Raw genomic sequence first — 23298 nt, forward strand, 5'->3', positions numbered from 1 at the left:
TCAGCGTTCCGCCGCGTGCAGCATCTCGCGGGCGATCCCGCCCAGCGTCACCACCCGGTCCGCAGCGCCCCGCGCGATCGCCTCCTTGGGCATGCCGAAGACGATCGAGCTGGCCTCGTCCTGGGCGATCGTGCGGGCGCCTGCCTCCTTCATTTCCAGCAGGCCGCGCGCGCCGTCGTCGCCCATGCCGGTCATGATGACGCCCACCGCATTGGCGCCCGCCGAACGCGCCGCTGAGCGGAACAGCACGTCGACCGAGGGCCGATGGCGGGAGACCAGCGGCCCGTCGCGCACCGAGACGAGATAGCGCGCGCCCTGCCGCTCCAGCATGGTGTGCTTGCCCCCCGGCGCGATCAGCACATGGCCGCGCATGACGGTATCGCCATCCTCGGCCTCCTTCACGCTCACTTCGCACAGGCTGTCGAGCCTGCGGGCAAAGGCGCGGGTGAAATGCTCGGGCATGTGCTGGACGATGACGATGCCCGGGGCATTGGCGGGCAGCACCTCGAGCACTTCGCGCAGTGCCTCGGTGCCGCCGGTCGAGGCGCCGATGCAGACCACCATCTCGGTCGTGCGGCTCATCGCCCGGCCGCTGGGCGGCGGCAGCACCGCGTCGGCGGTCAGCTTGGCCTGCGGTTCGAGCGGGCGGACCGCCGGGCGGCGCCCCTGCACCCGCGCACGGGCGGCGCCCTTCACCACCTCGCGGATCATGTCGCGCGCCTCGTTGAGATGATCAGCCACCCCCATGCGCGGCTTGAGGATGACGTCGACCGCCCCCGCCTCCAGCGCCTGCATGAGCGCCTCGGAACCTTCCTCGGTGAGCGAGGAACACATCACCACCGGCACCGGGCACTGGCTCATCAGCTTGCGCAGGAAGGTGATGCCGTCCATCCGCGGCATCTCGACGTCGAGGGTGATGACGTCGGGCACCTCGCTCTGGATGCAGCGGGCGGCGGCAAAGGGATCGGCGGCGGTGGCGATCACCTCGATCCCGGGGTCCTCCTCGAGGATCGCCTTCATGGTCTGGCGCACGGTGGCGCTGTCATCGACAATCAGCACGCGGGTCTTGTGGGCGCCCATGGGTCTATTTCCTCTGGAAGACAGTGCCGCCGACCGGCTCCAGGCAATGGCGGAAACCGCTGATCGATTCCGAATGACCAAGGAACAGGTAGCCGCCCGGCTGGAGCTGGTCGCAGAGCCGGGTGACGACAGCCTCCTGGGTGGGCTTGTCGAAATAGATCAGCACGTTGCGGCAGAATATCACGTCGAACGGCTCGCCCAGCGGATAGAGCCGGTCGATCAGGTTGAGGCGGCCGAAGCCGATCTTGCGGCGCAGCTCGGCCGCGATGCGCACTTCGCCGCGCTCCGGGTCCCTGGGCTCCAGCACATAACGGCGGCGCAAATGGAGCGGCACCGGCTCCACCATCTCGCGCGGATAGACGCCCCGGATCGCGGCCGCCAGCACGTCGGTATCGAGGTCGGTCGCCACGATCCGGTAGTCCGGCCCGCCGCGCCGCTCGGAAAATTCGTCGAGCAGCATCGCCAGGGTATAAGGCTCGGCACCGATCGAGCAGGCCGCGCTCCAGCAGCGGATCGTCCGGCGCCCTTCCTCCAGATAGGCGGGCAGCACGCTGTCGACGAGGAAATCGAAATGGCGCGGCTCCCGGAAGAAGTCGGTCTTGTTGGTGGTCACCGCATTGATGAGGTGCTCCAGTTCATGCGGGCCGACGGCGGGGTCGAGGATAAAGGCGCAGTAATCCCTGAGGCTGGCATGGCCGGTGCTGCGCGCGCGGCGGCGCAGCCGGCCTTCCAGCATCGTCTGCTTGGAGGACTGCAGGTTGATCCCCGCCTCGGCATGGATGAGCGCGGCAAGCGCCTCGAACTGGGCGGGATCGATCCGGTCGGGACAGTCCGGCGGTTCGAAAAAGACGGACGCCAGCTCGCTCATGCCGCGCGGCCGAAGTCACCATCCTCGTCATCCGCCCCCCCGGACGTGAGATCGAGCGCAAAGCCGCGCACCCGCTCCTGCTGGTGGGCGACCGATCCGGGGCGGGGCTTGCGGGGGGCGGCAGTCACGCGCTTGCCGCCGTCCTTGGTGGGCACCTTGGCCGCCCCGCCGCCATGGGCCGCGCGGCGCGCCGGGGCGGCCGGCGCGGGGCTGCGCGGGGCTGCGATGCGGGCGCCGTCCTCGTCGGCAAGGCGGAAAAAGGTGATCGACTGCTGCAGTTCCTCGGCCTGCGAGGCAAGCGCCTCGGACGTCGAGGAAATCAGTTCGGAGGCGCTGGCGTTCTGCTGGGTCACCTTGTCGAGCTGCTGGATCGCCTCGTTGATCTGGGCCGCGCCGATGTCCTGCTCGCGGCAGGCGGCGCTGATCTCGCTGACCAGTTCGGCGGTGCGGCGGATGTCGGGCACCAGCTTGCCCAGCATCTCGCCCGCCTCGGCCGCCGCCTTGACGGTGTCGGAGGAGACCGCGACGATCTCCGCCGCCGCGCTCTGGCTGCGTTCGGCGAGCTTGCGCACTTCCGAGGCGACCACCGCGAAGCCCTTGCCGTGCTCGCCCGCACGCGCCGCCTCGACCGCCGCGTTGAGCGCCAGCAGGTCGGTCTGGCGGGCGATTTCCTGGACGATGGAGATCTTCTCGGCGATCGTGCGCATGGCATCGACCGCCTTGTCCACCGCCACGCCCGACAGCTCGGCATCCTTCGAGGACTGCCGCGCGATCTTCTCGGTCTGAGCGGCATTGTCGGCGTTCTGCTTGATGTTGGCGGCCATCTCTTCCATCGAGGCGGAGGCTTCCTCGGCCGAGGCGGCCTGCTCGGTGGCGCCTTCGGACAGCTGCTGCGAACTGGTCGCCATCTGGTTGCTGCCCTGCGCCACCTGCCCCGCCGCCACCCCGACATTGCCCGCAAACGTGCGCAAGTTGGCGACCAGCGCATTGATCGAGTTCTTCATGTTCTGGTGATCGCCCTGGCAGGCGATCTCGACCTGTTCGACCAGGCTGCCGGTGCTGACTTCGCCCAGCACCCGGTTGCCTTCCTCGATCGGCAGCAGGATCGCATCGAGCATGCCGTTGATGCCCGCGACCAGCGCGCCGAAATCGCCGACAAAGCGCCGGTCGTCACCGCGCTCGTCAAGCTGGCCGGCGGTCGCGGCGGCGATCAGGCGGCGGATCTCCTCGGTGATCGCCCGCAGGTTGCCGCGCAGCGTCTCGATGGTCTCGTTGATGAAGGCCTTCTTGCCGGGGAACGCCTCCAGATCGGCGTCGAAATCCCCTTCGCCGAACGCCTTCACGCAGGCCATCGCCTTTTTCTTCACCTCGATGTGGCCGGCCACCATCTTGTTGATGCCGTCCGCCACCACCCCGAAATCGCCCTTGAACCGCTCGACCGGGACAATCACGTCGATGTCGCCGCGATAGTGCTCGGCCGACATGTGGTTCATCTCGAAGATCAGCCCGGTGAGATTGTCGCGCAGCGTCTCGATCGTATCGTTGATGAACGCCTTCTTGCCCGGGAATACCTCCAGCGGGGCGGAAAAATCCCCCTCGCTGAAGGACTTCACGCAGGCCATCGCCTTCTTCTTGACGCTGATATGCCCCGCCACCATCGCGTTGATCGCCTCGGCCATGGCCGCATAGTGGCCGCCGAAGTCCTGCACCGCGATGACCACGTCGATGTCGCCGCGATCATGCTCGGCCGACATCGTGGCGATGGCCGCCGAAAGCCCCGAGACCGGCCGCGCGGCGCTGTCCAGCAGGCGATTGACGGCGGCAAGAACCTCGCGCGTGCCGCCCGCATAGGCATCGCAGTCGGCGCGCTCGGCAATCTCGCCGCGCGCCAGCGCCGCTTCGAGCCGGGCGATCTCGGCCTGGACGATCCGGGAAGAGGGAGGAGAAAACCAGCTCAGCGACATGGGGCGACCTTTCGGCTTGGGTAACGGGAAACGGGAAACGGCGACGGCTATCCGGCCGCCCTGCGCAGGGGCGGGGGAACGGCGGCAACATCCTCGGCCGTGAAGATCCGGCCGACGTCGACCATGACCACAAAACCGTCCTCGCGGCGCACCACGCCGGTGATGTAGTCGCAGTTCCAGCGCACGCCGATGTCGGGCGCCGCCTCGATGCGGGCGCGCTCGTAGCTGCTGACGTCGAGCACCCGGTCGATCACCACGCCCAGCGTCAGCAGGCGCTGCTCCAGCGGCACGTCGAGGATGAGGATGCGCGTCGCCAATGTCGGCTCCGCCTGCGCCATGCCCAGCCGCAGCCGCAAGTCGACCGTCGGCACCCCCTGCCCGCGCACGTCGGTGAGGCCGAGGAAATGGTGCGGGCCATTGGGCACGTGGCAGGGCGGGCGGTAGTCGAGGATCTCGCGCACCAGCGCCACCGGCACCGCAAAGACTTCCTTGCCGAGCCCGAACTCCACCACCTGCACTTCGGCGCCGGGCGTCGCGCCGCCCATCGCGGTCGCAGCTCCGGTCTCCGCCTCCGGCCTGGCCAGATCATCCCCGCTCATGCCGCCCGCCCGAAGTCCGCGTCCTCGGCATCGGCGGCGCCGTCGGTGAGGTTGAGTGCGAAACCGGCTACACGTTCCTGCTGGTCGGCAATCGAATTGCGCTTGGGCGTCCTGGCGACAGGGCGCGTCCGCGCCCGTGACGGCGCACTGGCCGGAGCGGACACCGCCTTGCCGCGCGCGGGGGCCGAGGCCGCGCGCGTCCGCTGGCCGCCGATCTCGAAAAAGGCGATCGCGTTCTGGAGTTCCTCGGCCTGCGAGGCCAGTTGCTCGGACGTCGAGGAAATCTCGTCGGAAGCGCTGGCGTTGAGCTGCGTCACCTTGTCGAGCTGCTGGATCGCCTCGTTGATCTGCGCCGCGCCGATGTCCTGTTCGCGGCAGGCGGCGCTGATCTCGCAGACCAGTTCGGCGGTGCGGCGAATGTCGGGCACCAGCTTGACCAGCATCTCGCCCGCCGCGGTCGCGGCCTTGAGGGTATCGCCCGAGACCGCGACGATTTCCGCCGCCGCGCTCTGGCTGCGTTCGGCGAGCTTGCGCACTTCGGAGGCGACCACCGCGAAGCCCTTGCCGTGCTCGCCCGCGCGCGCCGCCTCGACCGCCGCGTTGAGCGCCAGCAGGTCGGTCTGCCGGGCGATCTCCTGGACGATGCCGATCTTCTCGGCGATCGTGCGCATCGCCAGCACCGCGTTCTGCACCGCCTCGCCCGAAGCCTCTGCGTCCCGGGAGGACTGGCGCGCGATCTTCTCGGTCTGCGCGGCATTGTCGGCGTTCTGCTTGATGTTGGCGGCCATCTCTTCCATCGAGGCGGAAGCCTCCTCGGCCGAGGCCGCCTGCTCGGTGGCGCCCTGCGAGAGCTGCTCGGAACTTTCGGCCAGCTGGCGGCTGCCGATCGAGACGTTCTCCGCCGCCGCCGTGGTCCCGCCCACCACGCTGCGCAGCCGCTCGATCATGCTGAGCAGCGAGGTGCCCAGTTCGTCCCGCTCGGAGAGCTTCTCGTGTTCGACGGTGAGGTCGCCCTGGGCGATGCGATCGGCCACTTCGGCGGTCCTGCGCATGCTGTCGACCAGCAGGTTGATGGCGTCCTTCATGCGCTGGTGATCGCCGTGGCACGCGATCTCGATACGTTCGGCAAGATCGCCCGCGCTGAGCCGCCCCAGCACGCGGTTGCCCTCGGCGATCGGCAGCACGATGGCATCGAGCATGCCGTTGATGCCCGAGACCAGCCGCGCATAGTCGCCCACGAAACGCCCGGCATCGCCGCGCTCTTCCAGCCGTCCGGCCGTGGAAGCCGCGATCAGGCGCTGGATCTCCTCGGTGATCTCGCGCAGGTTCCCGCGCAGGGTCTCGATGGTCTCGTTGATGAAGGCCTTCTTGCCCGGGAACGCCTCCAGCGGGGCGGAGAAATCCCCCTCGCCGAACGCCTTCACGCAGGCCATCGCCTTTTTCTTCACCGCGATGTGGCCCGCCACCATGGCATTGATGCCGCCCGCCATCACCGCAAAGTCGCCCCGGAATTTCTCCACCGGCACGACCACATCGATATCGCCCCGGTCATGCTCGGCCGACATGTGGTTCATCGCCGCGATCAGCCCGACCAGATTGCCGCGCAGCGTCTCGATCGTCTCGTTGATGAAGACCTTCTTGCCGGGGAACGGCTCGAGCACCGCCTCGAAGTTGCCCTCGCCGAATTCCCTGACGCAGGCCATCGCCTTCTTCTTCACCGCGATGTGGCCCGCCACCATGGCATTGATGCCGCCCGCCATCACCGCAAAGTCGCCCCGGAACTTCTCCACCGGCACGACCACATCGATATCGCCCCGGTCATGCTCGGCCGACATGTGGTTCATCGCCGCGATCAGCCCGACCAGATTGCCGCGCAGCGTCTCGATCGTCTCGTTGATGAAGGCCTTCTTTCCCGGGAACGGCTCGAGCACCGCCTCGAAGTTGCCCTCGCCGAATTCCCTGACGCAGGCCATCGCCTTCTTCTTCACCGCGATATGGCCCGCCACCATCGTGTTCACCGCCTGCGCCATCGCCGCGAGATCGCCGTTGAAGCCGCTGACCGGGATGACCACGTCGATGTCGCCGCGGTCATGTTCGGCCGACATGCGCGTGATCCCTGTCGCCAGTTCGCCCACCGGCAGCAGCGCCGCATCGAGCAGCCGGTTGAACGCGGCGAGCACCTCGGCGGTCTGGTGCGTGTGCCCGCCGGAATCGAGCCGCCGCGACAGGTCGCCGCGCGCGAAGGCGGCTTCGAGACGGGAGACTTCATCGAGGATCGCTTCGCTGGACGGCTTCGAGAAAAGGGTCAGTGGCATGGCGTTTCCCTGTGGTGGCTGCGGTCTCTGGGGCTTCGATCGGCCTGGATTGGGGGTCCGGTTCGGGGTCCGGTTACTCAGTGCTGGAGAGTGCTCGTCGTGGCGCCGGGCATGGTGCCGGGTATGGCGCCGAAGATGTTCGCAAGGTCGGGGATGACAACAACCTCCTCGGCCAGCCGCACCAGTTCGCGCACGTACTGGCGGCGCCAGCGCATCCCCAGCACCGGCGGCTCCGAACTGCGGGAGCGTTCGAGGATCGTCACTTCGTGGACCTTGTCGGTGCGCAGGCCGATCTGCGTTGCCTCGCCGTCCAGCTCGGTCTCGATCACGACGATGCGGTTGTCGGCCGTCGCCTCCTGGATCGGCATGCCGAAAGCGACCCTGAGGTCGGCGATGGGAATGATCTTGCCGCGGAAGTTGACGACGCTGGCGACCAGCGCCGCCGCCCCCGGCACCCGCGTCTCGGGCAGCAGATCGAGGATCTCGCGGATGCTTACCGCCTCGATCGCCAGTCGCTCGTCGCCGATGTCGAAGGTCAGCACTTCCAGCTGGCCGCTGGCATCCCATTCGGTGGTGGATCGTTCGCTCATGGCCCTCACCCGGCGGCGCGCAGCCGCTCCTCCTGCTGCTGGCCCAGCGCGACCAGTTGGACGACATCGAGGATCAGCGCGACGCCGCCGTCTCCCAGGATCGTCGCGCCCGAAAAGCTGGGGATGCCCCGGTGCAGGCACGACATCGACTTGATCACCGTCTGGTGGCTGCCGATGATCTGGTCGACCACGAGGCCCACCCGCTCGCCGCCGGTGGCGATCACCACGATCTTCTGGAAGGCGTCGGGGCGGGTACCGGTATCGAACAGCTCGCGCAGCCGCAGGAACGGCACCAGCTGTTCGCGCAGCTGGATCATCGAGCGCCCGCGCGAGCGGATGTCGTCCTCGAGGCTGAGCTCGATGCATTCCTCGACCGCGGCCAGCGGGATCACGTACTTGCCCTCGCCCACCCGCACCAGCAGCCCCTCGATGATCGCCAGGGTCAGCGGGATGCGCAGCGTCATCACCGAGCCGCGCCCGGGCTGGCTGGTCACGTCGATGGTGCCGCGCAGCGCCTCGATGGTGCGCTTGACCACGTCCATGCCCACCCCGCGCCCGGAGAGGTTGGTGACCTGCGCGGCGGTGGAGAAACCGGGCTGGAAGATCAGTTGCAGCAGTTCGCCATCGGCCAGCACCTGCCCCGGCTGGATCAGCCCGTTCGCCTCCGCCTTGGCGCGCACCCGCTCGCGGTCGATGCCGCGCCCGTCGTCGGCGATGGTGATGAGCACTTCGCCGCCTGCCTGCTCGGCGGCCAGCCGCAGGCGGCCGCCGGCCGGCTTGCCGGCGGCAAGGCGCTCCTCGGGCGGTTCGAGGCCGTGGTCGCAGGAATTGCGGATGAGATGGACGATCGGATCGGCGAGGCGCTCCGACACGGTCTTGTCGATCTCGGTGCTCTCGCCGTCGGTGACCAGTTCGATCACCTTGCCCGTCTCGCGCGCGAGGTCGTGGACAAGGCGGCGGAACCGCCCGAACAGCGTGGCGATCGGCACCATGCGCAGGACCATCGTGGTATCGCGCAGTTCATTCGCCAGCCGCTCGACTTCCTCCGAGATCGAGCGCAGCGCCAGTTCGCCCGCCGGGCCGTTGATGCCGCCGCTGGCAAGCTGGGCAAGGCGGCTCTGGACAATCACCAGTTCGCCGACGCGGTCCATCAGCACGTCGAGCCGCTCGGCGGGAACACGCACGCTTTCGCCCGTCGCCCTGGGCGCCCGCGCCGGGCCCGGCTCGGCCGGTGTCTCGGCGGCGGGTGGGGGAGGCGCCGGCGCCGCAGGCCCGGCGGCAGGCCCGGCGGCAGGACTCTCCGCCGCCCCGGGCTCCGCCTCCACCGGCGCGGCGGCGGTCAGCGGTTCGAGGCGCAAGTCCATGTCGTCCATCACGAAGATGAAGACATCCTCGATCGCCTCGCGCGTCGCCGGCCCGCGCAAGGTCACCTCCCAGCCGAGATGGCACTCCTGCGCCTCCAGGACATCGAGCGGCGGGATCGCGCCGGTCCGGGCAACAACCTCGGCCTCGCCAAGATCGCGCAGTTCGTCGAGCAGGATCAGCGGGTTGGTGCCATTGGCCATGGCATCGGCGGGCAAGCGGAAAGTGATGCGCCAGCCGCCTTGCGCTTCCCCGGCCCCGGCATCGGCACCGCCGCCGTCGCTGCTGCCGGTCGCGGCATCGCGGGCTGGCGCAGGAGGCGGTACGGCGGTGTCGCCGATCGCCGCATGAAGCTGCGCGAGGATCGCCTCTCCCGCCGCCGCGATGCCCGCCCCCGATGCTTGCCCCTGCACTTCGACCAGCGCGCGCATGTGGTCCATCGCCGAGAGCGTGACGGCCACCAGCTCCTGCGTCGCCGGGGCCAGTCCCTTGCGCACGCGGTCGAAGGCGGTCTCGCAGTGGTGGGTAAAGGCCGCGAGGGCATCGAAGCCGAACATCGCCCCCGAGCCCTTGAGCGTGTGCATGCCGCGAAAGACGGTGTCGATCAGCTCGCGGCTGCCGAGGTCATGGGTGAGGTCGAGCAGCGCCTGCTCGGTGCCGTCGAGCAGGTCGGCCGCCTCGACGCGAAACGCCGCGACCGGATCCTGTCCTGCCCCCGCCCCGCTCACTGCCCCAGCACCTTGCGCACGACCCTCAGCAGGTTCTCCGGCTCGAACGGCTTGACCAGCCAGCCGGTCGCCCCGGCGGCACGGGCCTGCTGCTTGAGCCCTTCGTCGGATTCGGTGGTGAGGAAAATGATCGGCGTGCCCGCCTGGACCGGCAGCTTGCGGATCTCGCGGATCATCTCCAGCCCGTTCATGTTGGGCATGTTGAGATCGGTGATGATGAGGTCGAACTTGGCATTGCCGGCACTGGCAAGCCCCTGCACGCCGTCGCCCGCCTCCTGGACCGTGTGCCCCGCCCCGGACAGCGCGATGCGGATCGCCATGCGGATGCTGGAGGAATCGTCGACGGTGAGGATCGTGCTCATCGGCCCTGCTCCTCGCCCAGCCAGAACCCGCGGTCAGCCGGCGAAGGCGCGGTCAGGAAGCCGCCCCGGCGCAGCAATGCCTCCAGCGCTGCATTGACCGGGGCGCAAAGCGCGAAGCGGCGACCGCTGCGGGCGGCATGGACCCGCGCCGCCTCGACCAGCTGGATCAGGCTGAGATCCGCCTCGACCACGGCGGTGGCATCGAGTTCGACATCGCCATGCTCGTCGAAGGCTGCAAGCAATGACTCGCAGATCGTCTCGGCATTGCGGATGGTCGCAGATTCTCCAAGGGGAACAAGCATCTGCCCTCACCGGGAAAGGAATGGGATAGCCCTGCAATACCGATCAAGGGTGAGCATATCATTCGGCCCCGCTAGCGGGGTTTACGGGGATCACCGGCTGCGGTTTGCTGACGGATCAACTCGCCGAGGTCGACCACGGTGTAGACATGCTCGCCCCGCGAGATCGTGCGCGCCAGCAGCCCCGCCGACCCTGCGCCCTGCTTCTGCTGCAGCATCTGCACCGGCGCGCGTTCCACCGAGATCAGCTCGTCGACCTCAAAACCCATGCGGCGATCGCCGTCGGACGAGATCACCGAGAACCCGCTTCCCGCCGCCGAGCGGCCATGGCCGATCAGCCCCGCCAGCGAGACCAGCGGAATCGCGTGCCCCCGGTGGGTGATCAGCGCCTGTCGCAGCCCCTGCCCGGCCAGCGCGATGCGGCGGGCGCTGTGCGGCAGGATCTCCTCGATCTGCTCCAGCGGCAGGGCATGACGGGAACTGCCCAGCCGCACGATCAGGAACGGCCGGCTGGCCGCGTAGCCCCCGGACGCCGGTACGCCCTGCCGTGCGATACCGGCCGCTCTGGCCGCTTCGTCCGCTTCGGTTTCGCCCGCTTCCTCCAGGCCCGCGAGCGCCAGCAAGCCCGGCCATTGCCGCAAGGCCGCCGCATCGACGACCAGCCGCAGTACCCCGCCAGATTCGTGTACCCCGGCAAACAAGTCGCCATGGGCCAGCGCGCCGGGCTGGAGCGGCAGGATCTCGCTGGTGCGCAGCTGGATCATGTCGTGCACCGCATCGATGCGCAGGGCCATCAGGCGCTCTTCCGCCCCGACCCGCACGACCAGGCACGGCGCCATGCCGCAAGGCTGCGCCTGGCCCAGCCCGAACAGCCGCAAGGTATCGACCACCGGGATCCGCCGCCCCTTGTGCTGCAGCATGCCGATCCACACCGGGTCCTGCACCGCGCAAGGCAGGATCGGCCGCTCGGGCACGGTCGCGTCGATCACCTCGGCCGCGAAGGCGAAGCCGTGCTCGCCGATGCTGACCAGGAGCTGCGGCTGTCCCTTGGCGATGCCGTCCGCCGCCGCCTGCATCGAGGAGCGCGCGCTCGGCATGCCCTCCAGCGCCGCCAGCGCCGCCGCATCGACGATCACCCCGCTGCCGAGCGCGGTGACAAAGGCCGCAGGCGTTGTCACCCCCTGCCCCGAACCGACGCGGCGCAGCGGCGTGATGCTGGAGGCATCCAGCCGCACCACGCCGCAGATCTCCGAGATCACGAGGCCGAAGACATGTCCGTCATGGCGCACGATCAGGATGACCGGCGGGCTCTCCTGCGCATCCTCCGAATCCTCCGCGTCAGCCGGGCCGGCCGCATCGGCAGGAGCGGGCGGCCCGCCGCCCTCCAGCTGCAGCAGCGCCCCGAGGTCAAGCACCGGCACCACCGAACCGCGCAAGTCGAAGCCGCCGCGCAGCTCCGGGCGGGCATGGGGCCAGGCCAGCAGTTCGGGCGGATGCGGCACGACCTCGCGGATGCTCTCGATCGCGAAGGCCGCCTTGAGCCGCCCGGCGCGGATGATGCCGTAGAGCCCCGGAACCGGCGGCCCGGCCGCCGCTTCGGTCACCGCTTCGGTCACCGCCGCTCCGACCGCCGTCGCGGGGCCTGCCGCCGCCTCCCGCCGCCGCCGGGACTTGCCTGCCGCGATCGCGTAAGTCCCGGCGGCGCGTGCCTCACTGCGGGCTGGCGGCATTCGTCAGCTTCTGGATCAGCGCGACGACCTCGTTCGAGACCTCGTGCTGCGTCTTGGCCGATCCGGCGATCGCCTCGATGGCATCGGCGGTCTGGTGCACCGAGTTCTCGATATCCTCGAAGGCATCCTTGGCTTCCTTCGAGCGCTCGGTGCCCTGGACGATGCAGCTCAGCGAATCCTCGATCAGCCGGCTGATGTCGCGCGCCGCCGTGCTGGAGCGCTCGGCCAGGCGGCGGACCTCGCCGGCCACCACCGAGAAGCCGACGCCGTGCTCGCCCGCCCGCGCGGCCTCGATCTCGGCATTGAAGGCCAGCAGGTTGGTCTGCCCGGCGATCTCGCTGATCACCTTGACGATCTCGGCGATGCCCGAGGCCGATTTCTGGATCAGCTCGATGGTCTCGATCGCCCGGCCCAGCGCGGTATTGCCCGCCGTGGCATCCAGCCGCGTCTTGCCCGCAAGGCCATGGGCCAGCTCGGTGGAACTGTTGATCGCGCAGATCGACCCGGTCAGCCGCCCGACCAGCCCGTCGAGATCCTTGGCCCGCTCGGAAATCTGCCGGTGCAGCATGACCTCGTCGGTCACGTCGTGGGCGTACTTGATGATCCGCTCCGGCTCGCCGCGCAGGTTCAGCACCGGATTGTAGGTGGCCTGGATGAAGATGTCCCGGTCGTACTTGCCGACGCGGTGGAAGGTCCCCGAATGCGGCTCGCCCTTGTTGAGGATCAGCCAGAAATCGCGGTAGTCCTGACTGCGGATATAGTCCGGGGCGCAGAACATCGAATGGTGCTGGCCCTTGATCTCGCGCAGGCTGTAGCCGGTGATGCGCAGGAAGTTGTCGTTGGCGGTGATGACCTTGCCGTCGAGATCGAACTCGATCACCGCCTGCGACTTGCTGATCGCCTCGATGCGCGAGCGGAAGTCGTTGGCAAGGCACTGCTGGTCGGTCACGTCGAGCGCGTACTTGATGACCTTGATCGGCTTGCCGTTGAGATCGAATACCGGATTGTAGCTGGCGCTGATCCAGACATCCTGCCCCCGGCTGTTGATGCGCCGGTATTCGCCGGTATCGCATTCGCCGCGCGCCAGCTTCTCCCAGAACGCGGCATAGGCCTCGCTCTGGACATGGGCGGGGTCGCAGAAGATACGGTGATGACGCCCGCGCACCTGATCCAGCGAATAGCCCATGAGCGCCAGGAAGTTGGCATTGGCGTCGAGGACGTTGCCCTTGAGGTCGAACTCCACCACCGCCTGCGCCCGGTCGATCGCGCGGGTGCGCCCTTCCAGCTCGATCGTGCGCTGGTTCTGCTCGGTGACGTCGGCGGCGAACTTGACGACCTTGATCGGCCGCCCGTCGAGCCCGAAGATCGGGTTGTAGGTGGCGGTGATCCACAGTTCGCGCCCGCCATTGGCCAGCCGCTTGAACTGGCCGCTGACAAACTCCCCGGCCCGCAGCTGGCGCCACAGGCTCTGGTACTCGTCGGTCTTGGCATAGGCCTCGTCGCAGAACATGCGGTGATGCTGGCCGACGATGGCGGCGCTTTCGTATCCGAAGATCCGCAGGAAATTGTCGTTGGCCTTGAGCACCGTGCCCGTGAGATCGAACTCGATGACGGCCTGTGCCCGGTCGATCGCGGCGGCATGGCCGCGCGCTTCCTGCGCCGCCATGCGCCGTTCGGTGACGTCGAGCGCGAGCTTGAGGACCTTGACCGGATTGCCGTCCTGGTCGAGCACCGGATTGTAGCTGGCCTCGACCCAGACCTCCGAGCCGTCCTTGCGCCGCCGCCGGTATTCGCCCTGGTCCAGCTCGCCGCGCCCCAGCCGCTCCCAGAACTGGCGATAGGCCGGGCTTGCGACGTAGTCGTCGTCGCAGAACAGGCGATGGTGCTGGCCGACCAGATCCTCGGCCTGATATTGCATCAGGGCGAGGAAGTTCTCGTTGGCGGTCAGGATATTGCCCGCAAGGTCGAATTCGATGGTGGCGAAGCCGCGCCGCAGCGCCCGGCCGATCGAATCGGCGGCAGCCTTCTCGAACTCGCGCGCGGTCACGTCCTTGGCATAGACCAGCACCGAGAGCACATCGCCGCGCTCGTCGCGGGTCGGCACGTACGTCTCCTCGAGCGAGACGCGGGTCCCATCACGGTGGGCAAAGGCGCGCAGAAACGTGGTTTCATCGGCGGCCAGCACCGCGCTCCAGACCGCCTCGGGCGCCGCCTCGCCGTGATCGTGGAGGGCCGAAAACGGCTGGCCGACCAGCTCCGCCTCATCCTTGCGGACATAATCGCAGAAGCGCGGATTGGCATGGAGCAGCACGCCGTCCGGCGAGAACTGGCAGATCGCGAAAGCATGGTTGATCGCATCGAAGCGATGTTCGAGCAGCGCGGTGTTGGCGGCGACCCGGGACAAGTCGCGATCGAAGGAATGGTCGGCCATGGAGTGCTTTCGCCAGCAGGAAACCTGCGCTGGCCATAAGCGCAAGATCCCCAAGGCACTCACAATCGCCATCCTGGGGAGAATACCTGAGCGGCCCCGTCCGCCGGGGACGGACGGGGCCGGATGCGTCAGGACCGGATGCCTCAGGGCCGGTAGGGTGCCTGGTCCGGCAGGATCACGTTGTTGGCCCTGGCATAGGCATCCCAGTCCGCGGCCAGTTCGTCCCGCTTTTGGGGATACCGGTCCGAAAGATCGCGCGTCTCGCCGGGATCATGGGCAATGTCGAACAGCCGCCACTGGCCATCGCCGATGTCGGTCACCTTCCAGTCCCCCTTGCGCAAGGACCGGCTGCCGAACAGTTCGGTGCCGAGCGGCTCGTCGGCGCCGTGGACGGACCTGGCCCTGCCCTGCAACCAGGCCTTCGCGCTCCTGCCGGTGATCGGCAGCACCCTGCGGCCCTCGAAGCGCGTTCCGGCGGCGGGAATGCCCGCGTAGTCGAGCAGGGTCGGGGCGATATCGGCGACACCGACATAGGCGCCCTCGATGCGGCCGGGATGGGCCAGCCCCTTCCAGTTGACAAAAGCCACCGTGCGGGTGCCGCCTTCCGAGGCATAGGCCTTGGTCAGCCACGAGGGCGCGGTGCCCGCCTGCGCCCATTCGGGGCCGTACGTGGCATAACTGGTGCCCTTGCCGAGATTGCCCAGGCTGTTGTCGGCACCGGAGGTATAGCGGGCCAGCATCTTCGCGCCGGTGGTCCTGGCGTCGAGCGCCTCGGCGCCGTTGTCGGCCAGGAACACGATCACCGTGTTGTCGAGCTCGCCGCTTTCCCTGAGCGCCGCGATCACCCGGCCGACATTGGCATCCATGCGCGCGACCATCGCCGCATAGATCTCCATGGTGCGCGCCGCCTCGCGCTTGTCGGCGACCGAGAGGCTGTCCCAGCCGCCACGCGGCGCGCGCGGGCTGTGGGCGAGCGTGCCCTTGGGCAAGAGGCCGAGCGCTTCCTGCCGGGCCAGGCGCGCGGCGCGGATCGCCTCGAACCCGGCGTCGTAGCGACCGCGCTGGCGGGCGATATCCTCGTCCGGCGCCTGCATCGGCCAGTGCGGTGCGGTGAACGTCAGCAGCGCGAAGAACGGCTTGTCCGGGGTGTCCCGGCGGCTGCGCTGCAACTCGTCGATCAGGTTGCCGGCAAAGCTGTCCGAGGAATAGAAACCCGGCTCCAGCGCGGCCAGCACTTTGCCGTCGCGGGTATAGACCGAACCCCTGGCGGGATCGCTGGCCTGGTCGAGGCCGAAATGATTCGAGGCCCCCTGCAGCAGCGCATAACTGTACTGGAAGCCGCGCGCATGGGGGTCCTGCTCGGGCTTCAACCCGAGGTGCCACTTGCCGGAAATCAGCGTTCGGTAGCCGCCTGCGGCGAGACGCTCGGCCAGCGTGGCGACTTCGGGGCGCAAGTAGCCCTCGTAGCCTGCGTGGTCCTTCTGGTTGGGCGCGGTCAGTTCGGCCATGTTGCCAAGGCCGGCAAGATGGTTGTCGGTGCCCGAGAGCAGCATCGCGCGGGTCGGCGAGCAGGTCGGCGCGGTGTGGAAACCGGTGAGCCGCAGACCGCCGAGCGCCAGCCGGTCCAGATTGGGCGTGGCGATCTCGCCGCCGAAGGCACCGAGGTCCGACCAGCCGAGATCGTCCGCCACGATCACCAGGAAGTTGGGACGCGCCGCTGCCGGTACTGCTGCCGGTACCGCTGCCGGTACCGCTGCCGAAAGCGGGGGCGAAAGCGGGGCCGTTTGCGCGGCGGCGGGCATGGCCGCCCCGGCCAGCAGTGGTGCCGCCAGCGCGCTCGCCCCGAGGAAGCGGCGGGAAAGACGTCGAGAAAGCATCGGGATTTCCTTGGGGAATTCGAAAAAGCCCGCGCCGCACGGAAAGTGCGGCGCGGGAAGTGGACGGCCTCAGCAGAGATCGGGTCGATCAGGCCGGTTCGTAGACAGTTGCCTTCTCCTTGCGGGTGGTGCGGCTGCGGCGGCCGTCGATGGCCACCGGCACTTCACCGGCGATGGTGGCGCGGCGCAGGGTGCGGCGCTGGAGGCCGAAGTCGGCGACGGCGCGGTGCTGGGTCGCCTGGTTGTCCCAGAACGCCACGTCTCCCGGCTGCCAGCGCCATCGCACGACGTTCTCGGGCCGGGTGATGTGCTCCTGCAGGATCGCGAAGATCCGCGCCGAATCCGCCTGATTGAGCCCGACGATCCGCTTCACGAAGTGGCCCAGCAGCAGGCTGCGCTGCCCCGAGACCGGGTGGACACGCACCAGCGGATGCTCGGTCTCGTAGACGGTCGAGGCAAAGACGCTCTTGTGCTCCTTCACGCGCTCTTCGATGCCTTTGCCGGCCTTGGGCGTATTGGCGAGGATCTGGGCATAGTCGTAGTCGTTCGAGTGGACCGCCCAGAGGCCGTTGACCAGCTGGCGCAGGCTTTCCGGCAGGCCTTCGTAGGCGGTCTCGCCATTGGCCCAGACGGTATCGCCGCCCGCTTCGGGAATGGTGATCGCGCGCAGGATCGATCCGGCCGGATAGGCATCGGTGAAAGTCACGTCGGTATGCCAGCTGGAGGCGGCGTAGCCTTCCTTGCTGTCGAGTTCGAGCAGGTAGCGCGAGCCTTGCGCCACCGGCACCGTCGGATGGGCGACCGGCGCGCCGAACAGCGAGGCAAAGGCTTCGTGGCGCTCGTCGTCCAGCTCGTGCTGGCCGCGGAAGAACACCACCTTGTGGCGGACCAGCGCGTCCTTGATCTGTTGCACGGTCTCGCCGTCAAGATCGCCCGAGAGCGTCAGGCCCCGGATTTCGGCGCCGATGGTGCCGGTGATCGGCACGATGTCGAGCGGGGAATGGGGGTCCCTGGCATTGGCGTAAGTGGCAATCGAAGTCATGGCATTTACTCCTTCGTCGTGGATTCCGGGGCCGGAATTCCGGCAATCATTCGGCCGGGACCAGCGCGGCGGCGTGGACCTCGTCGCCGTTCTCGATCTGGCGGCGGATGCGGGCATGGCGCGCGGCATCGAGCGGGAAGCGCCAGACCAGCGAGGCGGCCACGGTATGGGCCAGCGCCGGGCCGAGCGCGAAGACCAGCAGCAGCGCATTCAGGGCTGCGGGCGGGTTGCTCGCGGCCTTGGGATCGAAGCCGAAGGCCGCCACCAGCGGCAGCGCGATGCCCAGCGCCAGCGCCCCGCCCAGCTTCATCGAGACACTGAACACCGAGTAGTAGAGGCCGACACGGTCCTCGCCGGTTTCGGCGCGGTGAAGGTCGGCGATGTCCGCCACCATCGAGCGCAGCATCAGGTTGCCCGAGCCTTGCGACAGGCCCTGCAGCGCGGCGAGCAGCAGCATCAGGCCGAAGCGGTCGGGGGTGAGCAGCACCAGGCCGAAGTTGATCGCCGCCTGCACCAGTTCCGCCGCCACCGCCGCACGGCTCTTGCCGAGGGTGAGGCCGATGCGCTGCCAGATCGGTCCGGCCAGCACGCCGAAGGCATATTGGAACAGGAAGATGCCGGCCGCCCATTCCGGGCGCTGGAAATAGAAGGTGACGATGAACAGCATCAGCGAAGTGCGGATGCCCTGCCCGGTCAGCACCGCGGCATCGGCGGCCAGCACCCGCAGCAGCAGGCGGTTGCCGAAGACCGCCCCCAGCGTGCGCTTGAGGTGGAACGGCTCGCCATTGTCGGGCGCGGTGCGATCGGGCAGCGCGGTGAGCGTGAGCAGCAGGCCGGGAATGCCGGTCAGCACCACCAGCACGCCGAACAGGGTCAGGCGCAGCGGACCGTCGCTGGGGCGCAGCTGGTCGGCCAGTGCGGGCAGCAGCAGGGTCAGCACCAGCGCGCTGGCCGAAAGCAGGGTGAACTGCGAGGCGATGCGGGTGCGCTCGTTGTAGTTGCCGCTGATCTCGCCCGACCAGGCCAGCAGCGCGGTCTGCGCGGCCGAGGCGCCGCAGTAATAGAGCAGCACGCCCACCGCGACCCAGCCGAGCCCGACGCCCGCCGGCGGGAAGAACAGCATGCTGGCGCCGATCAGGAACAGCACCCCGCCCCCCGCGATCCATGGGCGGCGGCGGCCGAAACGGCTGCCGGTGCGGTCGCTCAGCGTGCCGATCACCGGGTCGAGCAGCGAATTGACGACTTGCCCGATCAGGTAGACGAGCCCGAGACCGGCCAGCGGGATGCCGTAGTCGCGGGCAAGGATCGCGGGCACGAAGGCAATGACCGGCTGGGCGGCGGCATAGATCGGGATCGACAGCGCGGTGAAGCGCAGCAGGCGCAGCGTTTCGATCCCGGCAGGCGGTTCGGCCCGCTCGCGGCGCTGGGCGAAGGCGCGGTAATGCATGCTTGGGGTCCTTCCAGGGGGGCCTTCCGGGGCTCGAAAGCGCGGAACAGGGCAGCGGAAAAGCCGGCGGAAAAGCGGGCGGAAAAGCGGACGTCAGCCATCGTCCACCGCAGCGGCGCGGTGACGGCCGGCCGCCGGCACGGAGGTCCGGGCGGGGAAGTCCGGGCAGGGAGGTCCGGGCGCGATGGCCACGAGGGCCGGTGCCGGACGATACCGGCGGACCGGTCAGGTGCCGGTCGGAATGGTCTGGATCATGTGCATCGTTTCACCTCATCACCAAGAGAGGGGAACACGAGACTTGGCGTTGTCGCCCGAGCATCGCGCGCTTTAGCGGTTGGTAACGCGGAGCAAGCTGCTTCCCGATCAAATGCCGCGGACCCGGTTGGCAGGATCATGCGCGGTCGGCCAGGTCATCCCGAGCCGCGCCCTGCCTTGTCTACCTATTAAGTTGAGAAACGAAGGTCAAGCGCAAGCTTTTCTGTTGCGGCCGATGGACAAACTTGCACGCCGCATGCGTTCCGGCTGCGTCTGCGCCCTCACATCGCCAGCGCGGCGGAGAGGAACACCGTGGTCGGCGCCTGCGGCGTGTACTGGTCCATCGTGCGGTACCGCAGCGGATTGCCGAAAGCGAAGACGTTGCCCTTGTCGCCCAGCAGGTTCTGCGCGGTGAGCGCCAGTTGCCAGGGGCCATGCGCAAGGTGCAGCTCGAAACTGCTCTCGACATAGTCGCCCATGTGGCGGTCGAGATCGGGATCGAAACTCATCCGCGCCGGTCCGACGTAACGCGCCGAAAGCCGCGCCCAGAGGCCGAGCGCGCCCAGCGTGAAATCGCGCCGCAGCGCCGCGCGCACGGTATATTCGGGCACGACCGGCAGGCGGCTGTCCTCCAGCTTGTAGCCGAGCGCGTTGCGGGTGAGATGGGCATCGGTGAAATTGCCGCCCAGTTCCGCCCGCCAGCGCGGCCCCAGCGGCAGGACCAGACTGCCCTCGACACCGAAGATGCGGGCATCACCGGCATTGGTCGTGGTGATGAGGCCGTTGTCTTCCAGCACGTCGCTCTGCACCCCGTCCCAGCGCGAATACCAGGTGCCGATGTCGATCTGGCCGCCGCCCGCCAGTTGCTCGCGCCAGCCCGCCTCCAATGAGGCAAGTTCGTCGCCCTTGAGCGACGCGGCGGTGCCGTCGGCGCCGATCTTGGTCCCGCCCTGGCGGAAGGCCGAACCGTAGCGCAGATAGAGCAGCCGCCCGTCCCGCGGCTTCCAGATCAGCGCCAGACTGGGCGTGGCGCCGGACTTGTCCTGCTCACGCGTGACCATGCCGCTGTCGAGCTTGCGCTGCTCGCGGGCCGAGGCGACGAACAGGCGCGCCCCGCCATCGAGCGACAGCGTGCCGGTGAGCGGCAGGGTCAGGTCGAAGTAGGCGGCGGTATCGTGGCTGTCGCGGTGGTCGCGGTCGACCACCAGCGTCTCGCCGCCCGCGCCCTGCAAGCTGGCGGCGAATGCCTGGCGGGCATCGAGGTGCGACAGCCCGCCCAGCCATTCGAGGCTGCCGATCCGGCCGCGCAGGCGCAGTTCGCTGTCCCAGGTACGATAGTTGGTGCGATTGAACAGGAACATCGGATCGGCCAGCCCGAAGCTGCCTGCACCGATCGTCGCGTCCAGCCGGTCGTCCACGCCCTGCCAGGTCATCGCGCTGGCCAGCGTGACCTCCGTCTGGCCGATCGTGCCGGTCAGCCGTCCGGCAACGTGGGAGAGGTCGTTGTCGTGCGGCTCGGCCAGCTGGGCGGCGCGGCGGTAGCTGTGGCGGGCATAGACGTAACGGCTGTCGCGCGAATCGATCCACTGGCCGAGCCCGGTCAGGTCGAGCCGCCAGCCGCCGACCGGCTCCACCCCGAGCGTGCCGCGCAAGCCGACGACGCGGGTGGAATTGGCATCCTCGCGCGCGCCGGTATCGACCCAGCCCGGCTCCGCGGCGCCGTAGCCGACCAGCCGCAGCGCGGCAGTGTCCGGCAGCAGCGGCAGGTTGGCCACCACCGAGCCGGAATAGCCCATCTCCCCGTGGGTGGCGGCGCTGCCGCCGCCGGTCACCGAAAGGCTGGTCCCGGCAAGATCGGCCCGGTGCGAGACCATGCGGTAGATGCCGCCCAGCGCGCCGGTGCCGTACAGCGAGCCCTGCGGCCCCTTGAGCACTTCCACCCGCTCGATGTCGACCAGCCGCAAGTCGGGATCGGGAGCGGCATACGTCAGGCGCGCCTCGTCGAGCACGACGGCCACGGTCGACTGGCTCTCGCCGCCAAAGGCGCTGTCGGCCACGCCGCGCAGGAACATGCGGTTGCGCCCCGGCCCCAGCGCGGTCAGCGCCAGCCCTTCGACCTGCCCCGCCACCGCCATGCTGGAGCGGCGCGGATCGTCATGGCCGAGCCCCTCGCCCGCCAGCACCGAAACCGCGGCGGGGACTTGCGACAGCGCAAACGGCTGCTTGGTGGCGGTGACCACGATCGGCGCCGCGCCCACCGTTGTCGGCACCACCACATGCGCCGGGGAGGAGGCCGGAGGGGAGGAGGTGGGGGAGGAGGTGGGGGAGGAGGTGGGGGAGGAGGTGGGGGAGGAGGTGGGGGCGGAAGCCGCGCCGGATGGCGATCCCGCCCCCGGCGCACGCTCGATCCGCCAGGCCGTCGCGCCCACTTGCCGCGCCCGGTAGCCGCTGCCCGCCAGCAGCCGCGCCAGCGCCTCGCCCACCGCGATGTCGGCATGGATCGCGCGGGTCTTCAGCGGCGGCAGCGGGCCATCGGTGCCGATCGAGACGCGGGCCTCGCGCGCAAGCTCGGTGATCGCATCGGGCAGCCGCGCCGCGGAAATGTCGAGGCGTGCAGAAGGAGTTTCGCGGCCCGCTTCATGGCCAGCCTCCCGGGCAAGGGCCTCAGGGCTGCTCCAGACGCCAAGCGCCAGCGTGGCCGCCGAGGCGCAGCCCCATGAGCTGGACCAGATCGCGCAGCGCCGCATCCCCATTATCGACAATCAGGGTCCCCGAAAAACGCCTCTCCCGCAAGGCGGGCGGGACATCCACCATGACCCCGGCATAACGATGCAAATCGCCCGCGACCAGTGCCAGCGGCGCGTTGTCATAAGTCAGGCGGCCGTCTTTCCACGATCCGACGTCGCCGGAACGGACCGGCCCGACAACCGCGGTGCGGGCACCGCGATCGTAGGCGAGTCCGCTGCCGGCGGAAAGCTGCAGCGGCCCGTCCATCGCCTCGGCGCGCACGTCCACCTTGCCCTCGACCACCGCCACGCGCACCGCATCGTCGCCGGCCTGGACGTCGAACCGGGTACCGATATCGCTGATCGCCAGATCCCCGGCAGTGATCTCCAGCGTGCGACCGGGATCGTGGCGGATGTCGAACAGCGCACCGCCCGACAGCGCGATGTGCTCCTGCCCGCGCCCTGCCACGGTGAGCCGGCTGCGCGGGGCCAGCAGCACCGTCGAACCATCGGCCAGCGTGACCTGCCGCGAGGCGGCATCGGTGGCATAGACCTGCGCGGGATCCGCCCCGAACGGGCCCATAAACCGGGGCACCGCCAGAACCGCGACCAGCGATGCGGCAATGGCAAGCCCGGCCCAGCGCCAGCCACGCCCGCCCTGCCCGCCCTGCCAGCGCCGCATTGCCGCAGGCCGGGGCACGTCCCGGGCGGCGGCGGGCGCTGCTTCAAACGGGGTCTCGGGCGGGGCCCAGAGCCCGGCGCGGTGTTCGGCGACCAGACGGTCGGCAAGGGCGATCTCGTCGAGCGCGCGGCGATGGCGCGGATCGGCCTCGAGCCAGCGTGTGAAGCCGTCCCAGTCCATGGCCTCGGCCATGGCGTCGTCCTCGCTCGCCAGATGCCAGCGCGCGGCCTGCGACAGGATGGCGTCGGGCAGCGGTTCGTCCGCCTGCGGAGGTTCGGTGTCCTGGTTCATTGTCCCTGTTCCATCTGCGGCTCCGTGCCGCTTCTTGCCCCCTGCCCCGAAGACGCCGCCGGCTCGGACGATCCGCAGCCGGTCAAGGCCGAGCGCAGCCGCTTCATCGCCAGCGCCAGATGCTTTTCCACGCCGCTGCGGCTGATTCCCATGACCCGCGCGATCTCGCTCTGGCCAAGGCCCTCGAACCGGTAGAGCCTGAGGGCCCGCCCCGCCCCTTCGGGCAACGCGGCGATCGCCCGGTGCAGGACCTCGGCTTCCTCGCGGCGCGCCAGCACCTCGTCGGCTGCCTCGCCGGGATCGCGCCGGTCTTCCACCGCCACCGCGACCCCGCCGTTTTCGGCCTCCAGCCAGACCCGCTCGCGGCGCATCGCCCGCTGGCGTCCGCGCACCTGGTCCAGCACGAGATTGTTGGCCATGCGGAACAAGTAGGCGCGCGGCGCGGCGATCGGCCCGCCCGCCTGCGCGCCGACCTTGAGCCAGAGTTCCTGGAGGAGATCCTGCGCCTCGTCCGCCGAACCGCAGCGCGCGGCCAGGAACTGCAACAGCGCGCGCCGGTTCGCTTCCAGCACTTGCGCCAGCCCCGAGCTGCCGGTGTCTTGCGGGTCCGGCGCCGGCGCGGCCGGCCCCTGAGGCGACGATGTCATTCC

At 69.2% G+C, this 23298-nt stretch carries 17 protein-coding genes; all 17 read right to left on the reverse strand.

Features of this window, described 5'->3' with window-relative positions; all coding sequences use genetic code 11:
• The 17 genes from DM450_RS14870 to DM450_RS14950 all read right to left on the reverse strand — a co-directional run bounded on the left by DM450_RS14870 (window position 1) and on the right by DM450_RS14950 (window position 23295).
• Window positions 1-1080 carry a chemotaxis response regulator protein-glutamate methylesterase gene (locus DM450_RS14870; RefSeq protein WP_142636037.1) on the reverse strand — a complete coding sequence of 360 codons (1080 nt, stop codon included), beginning with the start codon at window positions 1078-1080 and terminating at the stop codon, window positions 1-3.
• A gap of 4 nt (window positions 1081-1084) precedes the next feature.
• Window positions 1085-1948 (reverse strand): protein-glutamate O-methyltransferase CheR, encoded by an 864-nt coding sequence (locus DM450_RS14875; protein ID WP_142636039.1) that lies wholly within the window; start codon window positions 1946-1948, stop codon window positions 1085-1087.
• The gene (locus DM450_RS14880; protein WP_142636041.1) at window positions 1945-3912 is read right to left on the reverse strand and encodes a methyl-accepting chemotaxis protein; all 1968 of its coding nucleotides are present in this window, start codon (window positions 3910-3912) and stop codon (window positions 1945-1947) included. The genes DM450_RS14875 and DM450_RS14880 overlap by 4 nt, the downstream gene beginning before the upstream one ends.
• A 47-nt stretch (window positions 3913-3959) precedes the next feature.
• Window positions 3960-4457, reverse strand: a complete 498-nt coding sequence (locus DM450_RS14885) for a chemotaxis protein CheW (protein ID WP_142637959.1) — start codon at window positions 4455-4457, stop codon at window positions 3960-3962.
• Between the two features lie 50 nt (window positions 4458-4507).
• Complete coding sequence (locus DM450_RS14890) at window positions 4508-6826, reverse strand: methyl-accepting chemotaxis protein (protein ID WP_185928624.1); 2319 nt, start codon at window positions 6824-6826, stop codon at window positions 4508-4510.
• A gap of 77 nt (window positions 6827-6903) precedes the next feature.
• Entirely contained in the window at window positions 6904-7416 is a 513-nt protein-coding gene (locus tag DM450_RS14895) for a chemotaxis protein CheW (protein ID WP_142636043.1), read from the reverse strand.
• 5 nt (window positions 7417-7421) lie between these two features.
• Window positions 7422-9506, reverse strand: coding sequence for a chemotaxis protein CheA (locus DM450_RS14900; RefSeq protein ID WP_142636045.1), 2085 nt, complete (start codon window positions 9504-9506; stop codon window positions 7422-7424).
• Entirely contained in the window at window positions 9503-9868 is a 366-nt protein-coding gene (locus tag DM450_RS14905) for a response regulator (protein WP_142636047.1), read from the reverse strand. Before DM450_RS14905 ends, DM450_RS14900 begins: the two co-directional genes overlap by 4 nt.
• The gene (locus DM450_RS14910; RefSeq protein ID WP_142636049.1) at window positions 9865-10170 is read right to left on the reverse strand and encodes an STAS domain-containing protein; all 306 of its coding nucleotides are present in this window, start codon (window positions 10168-10170) and stop codon (window positions 9865-9867) included. Before DM450_RS14910 ends, DM450_RS14905 begins: the two co-directional genes overlap by 4 nt.
• A gap of 71 nt (window positions 10171-10241) precedes the next feature.
• Window positions 10242-11897 (reverse strand): chemotaxis protein CheW, encoded by a 1656-nt coding sequence (locus tag DM450_RS14915; protein WP_142636051.1) that lies wholly within the window; start codon window positions 11895-11897, stop codon window positions 10242-10244.
• Window positions 11878-14328 (reverse strand): PAS domain-containing methyl-accepting chemotaxis protein, encoded by a 2451-nt coding sequence (locus DM450_RS14920; protein ID WP_185928625.1) that lies wholly within the window; start codon window positions 14326-14328, stop codon window positions 11878-11880. The genes DM450_RS14915 and DM450_RS14920 overlap by 20 nt, the downstream gene beginning before the upstream one ends.
• A gap of 143 nt (window positions 14329-14471) precedes the next feature.
• Window positions 14472-16130 (reverse strand): arylsulfatase, encoded by a 1659-nt coding sequence (locus DM450_RS14925; protein WP_142637963.1) that lies wholly within the window; start codon window positions 16128-16130, stop codon window positions 14472-14474.
• Between the two features lie 163 nt (window positions 16131-16293).
• Window positions 16294-17247, reverse strand: coding sequence for a TauD/TfdA dioxygenase family protein (locus tag DM450_RS14930; protein WP_142636055.1), 954 nt, complete (start codon window positions 17245-17247; stop codon window positions 16294-16296).
• A gap of 46 nt (window positions 17248-17293) precedes the next feature.
• On the reverse strand, window positions 17294-18694 hold the full coding sequence (locus DM450_RS14935) for an MFS transporter (protein WP_142636057.1): 1401 nt from the start codon (window positions 18692-18694) through the stop codon (window positions 17294-17296).
• A gap of 536 nt (window positions 18695-19230) precedes the next feature.
• Window positions 19231-21702: a TonB-dependent receptor gene (locus tag DM450_RS14940; protein ID WP_260609895.1), complete on the reverse strand. Its 2472-nt coding sequence runs from the start codon at window positions 21700-21702 to the stop codon at window positions 19231-19233.
• A complete protein-coding gene (locus DM450_RS26250) occupies window positions 21614-22648 on the reverse strand; it encodes a FecR family protein (protein ID WP_260609896.1) in 1035 nt (344 codons plus the stop codon). The genes DM450_RS14940 and DM450_RS26250 overlap by 89 nt, the downstream gene beginning before the upstream one ends.
• A complete protein-coding gene (locus DM450_RS14950) occupies window positions 22645-23295 on the reverse strand; it encodes an RNA polymerase sigma factor (protein ID WP_142636059.1) in 651 nt (216 codons plus the stop codon). The genes DM450_RS26250 and DM450_RS14950 overlap by 4 nt, the downstream gene beginning before the upstream one ends.
• Window positions 23296-23298 lie beyond the last annotated feature (3 nt).

This window comes from Sphingomonas sp. IC081 (assembly GCF_006874585.1).
Taxonomy (GTDB): domain Bacteria; phylum Pseudomonadota; class Alphaproteobacteria; order Sphingomonadales; family Sphingomonadaceae; genus Novosphingobium.

Bases quoted from the DNA above. Each gene is read 5' to 3' on its own strand.
- DM450_RS14870 (WP_142636037.1), bottom strand. From the start codon at position 1,080: ATGGGCGCCCACAAGACCCGCGTGCTGATTGTCGATGACAGCGCCACC.
- DM450_RS14925 (WP_142637963.1), bottom strand. From the start codon at position 16,130: ATGCCCGCCGCCGCGCAAACGGCCCCGCTTTCGCCCCCGCTTTCGGCA.
- DM450_RS26250 (WP_260609896.1), bottom strand. From the start codon at position 22,648: ATGAACCAGGACACCGAACCTCCGCAGGCGGACGAACCGCTGCCCGAC.
- DM450_RS14880 (WP_142636041.1), bottom strand. From the start codon at position 3,912: ATGTCGCTGAGCTGGTTTTCTCCTCCCTCTTCCCGGATCGTCCAGGCC.
- DM450_RS14895 (WP_142636043.1), bottom strand. From the start codon at position 7,416: ATGAGCGAACGATCCACCACCGAATGGGATGCCAGCGGCCAGCTGGAA.
- DM450_RS14885 (WP_142637959.1), bottom strand. From the start codon at position 4,457: ATGGGCGGCGCGACGCCCGGCGCCGAAGTGCAGGTGGTGGAGTTCGGG.
- DM450_RS14910 (WP_142636049.1), bottom strand. From the start codon at position 10,170: ATGCTTGTTCCCCTTGGAGAATCTGCGACCATCCGCAATGCCGAGACG.
- DM450_RS14920 (WP_185928625.1), bottom strand. From the start codon at position 14,328: ATGGCCGACCATTCCTTCGATCGCGACTTGTCCCGGGTCGCCGCCAAC.
- DM450_RS14890 (WP_185928624.1), bottom strand. From the start codon at position 6,826: ATGCCACTGACCCTTTTCTCGAAGCCGTCCAGCGAAGCGATCCTCGAT.
- DM450_RS14930 (WP_142636055.1), bottom strand. From the start codon at position 17,247: ATGACTTCGATTGCCACTTACGCCAATGCCAGGGACCCCCATTCCCCG.
- DM450_RS14950 (WP_142636059.1), bottom strand. From the start codon at position 23,295: ATGACATCGTCGCCTCAGGGGCCGGCCGCGCCGGCGCCGGACCCGCAA.
- DM450_RS14940 (WP_260609895.1), bottom strand. From the start codon at position 21,702: ATGGGGATGCGGCGCTGCGCGATCTGGTCCAGCTCATGGGGCTGCGCC.
- DM450_RS14935 (WP_142636057.1), bottom strand. From the start codon at position 18,694: ATGCATTACCGCGCCTTCGCCCAGCGCCGCGAGCGGGCCGAACCGCCT.
- DM450_RS14915 (WP_142636051.1), bottom strand. From the start codon at position 11,897: ATGCCGCCAGCCCGCAGTGAGGCACGCGCCGCCGGGACTTACGCGATC.
- DM450_RS14875 (WP_142636039.1), bottom strand. From the start codon at position 1,948: ATGAGCGAGCTGGCGTCCGTCTTTTTCGAACCGCCGGACTGTCCCGAC.
- DM450_RS14905 (WP_142636047.1), bottom strand. From the start codon at position 9,868: ATGAGCACGATCCTCACCGTCGACGATTCCTCCAGCATCCGCATGGCG.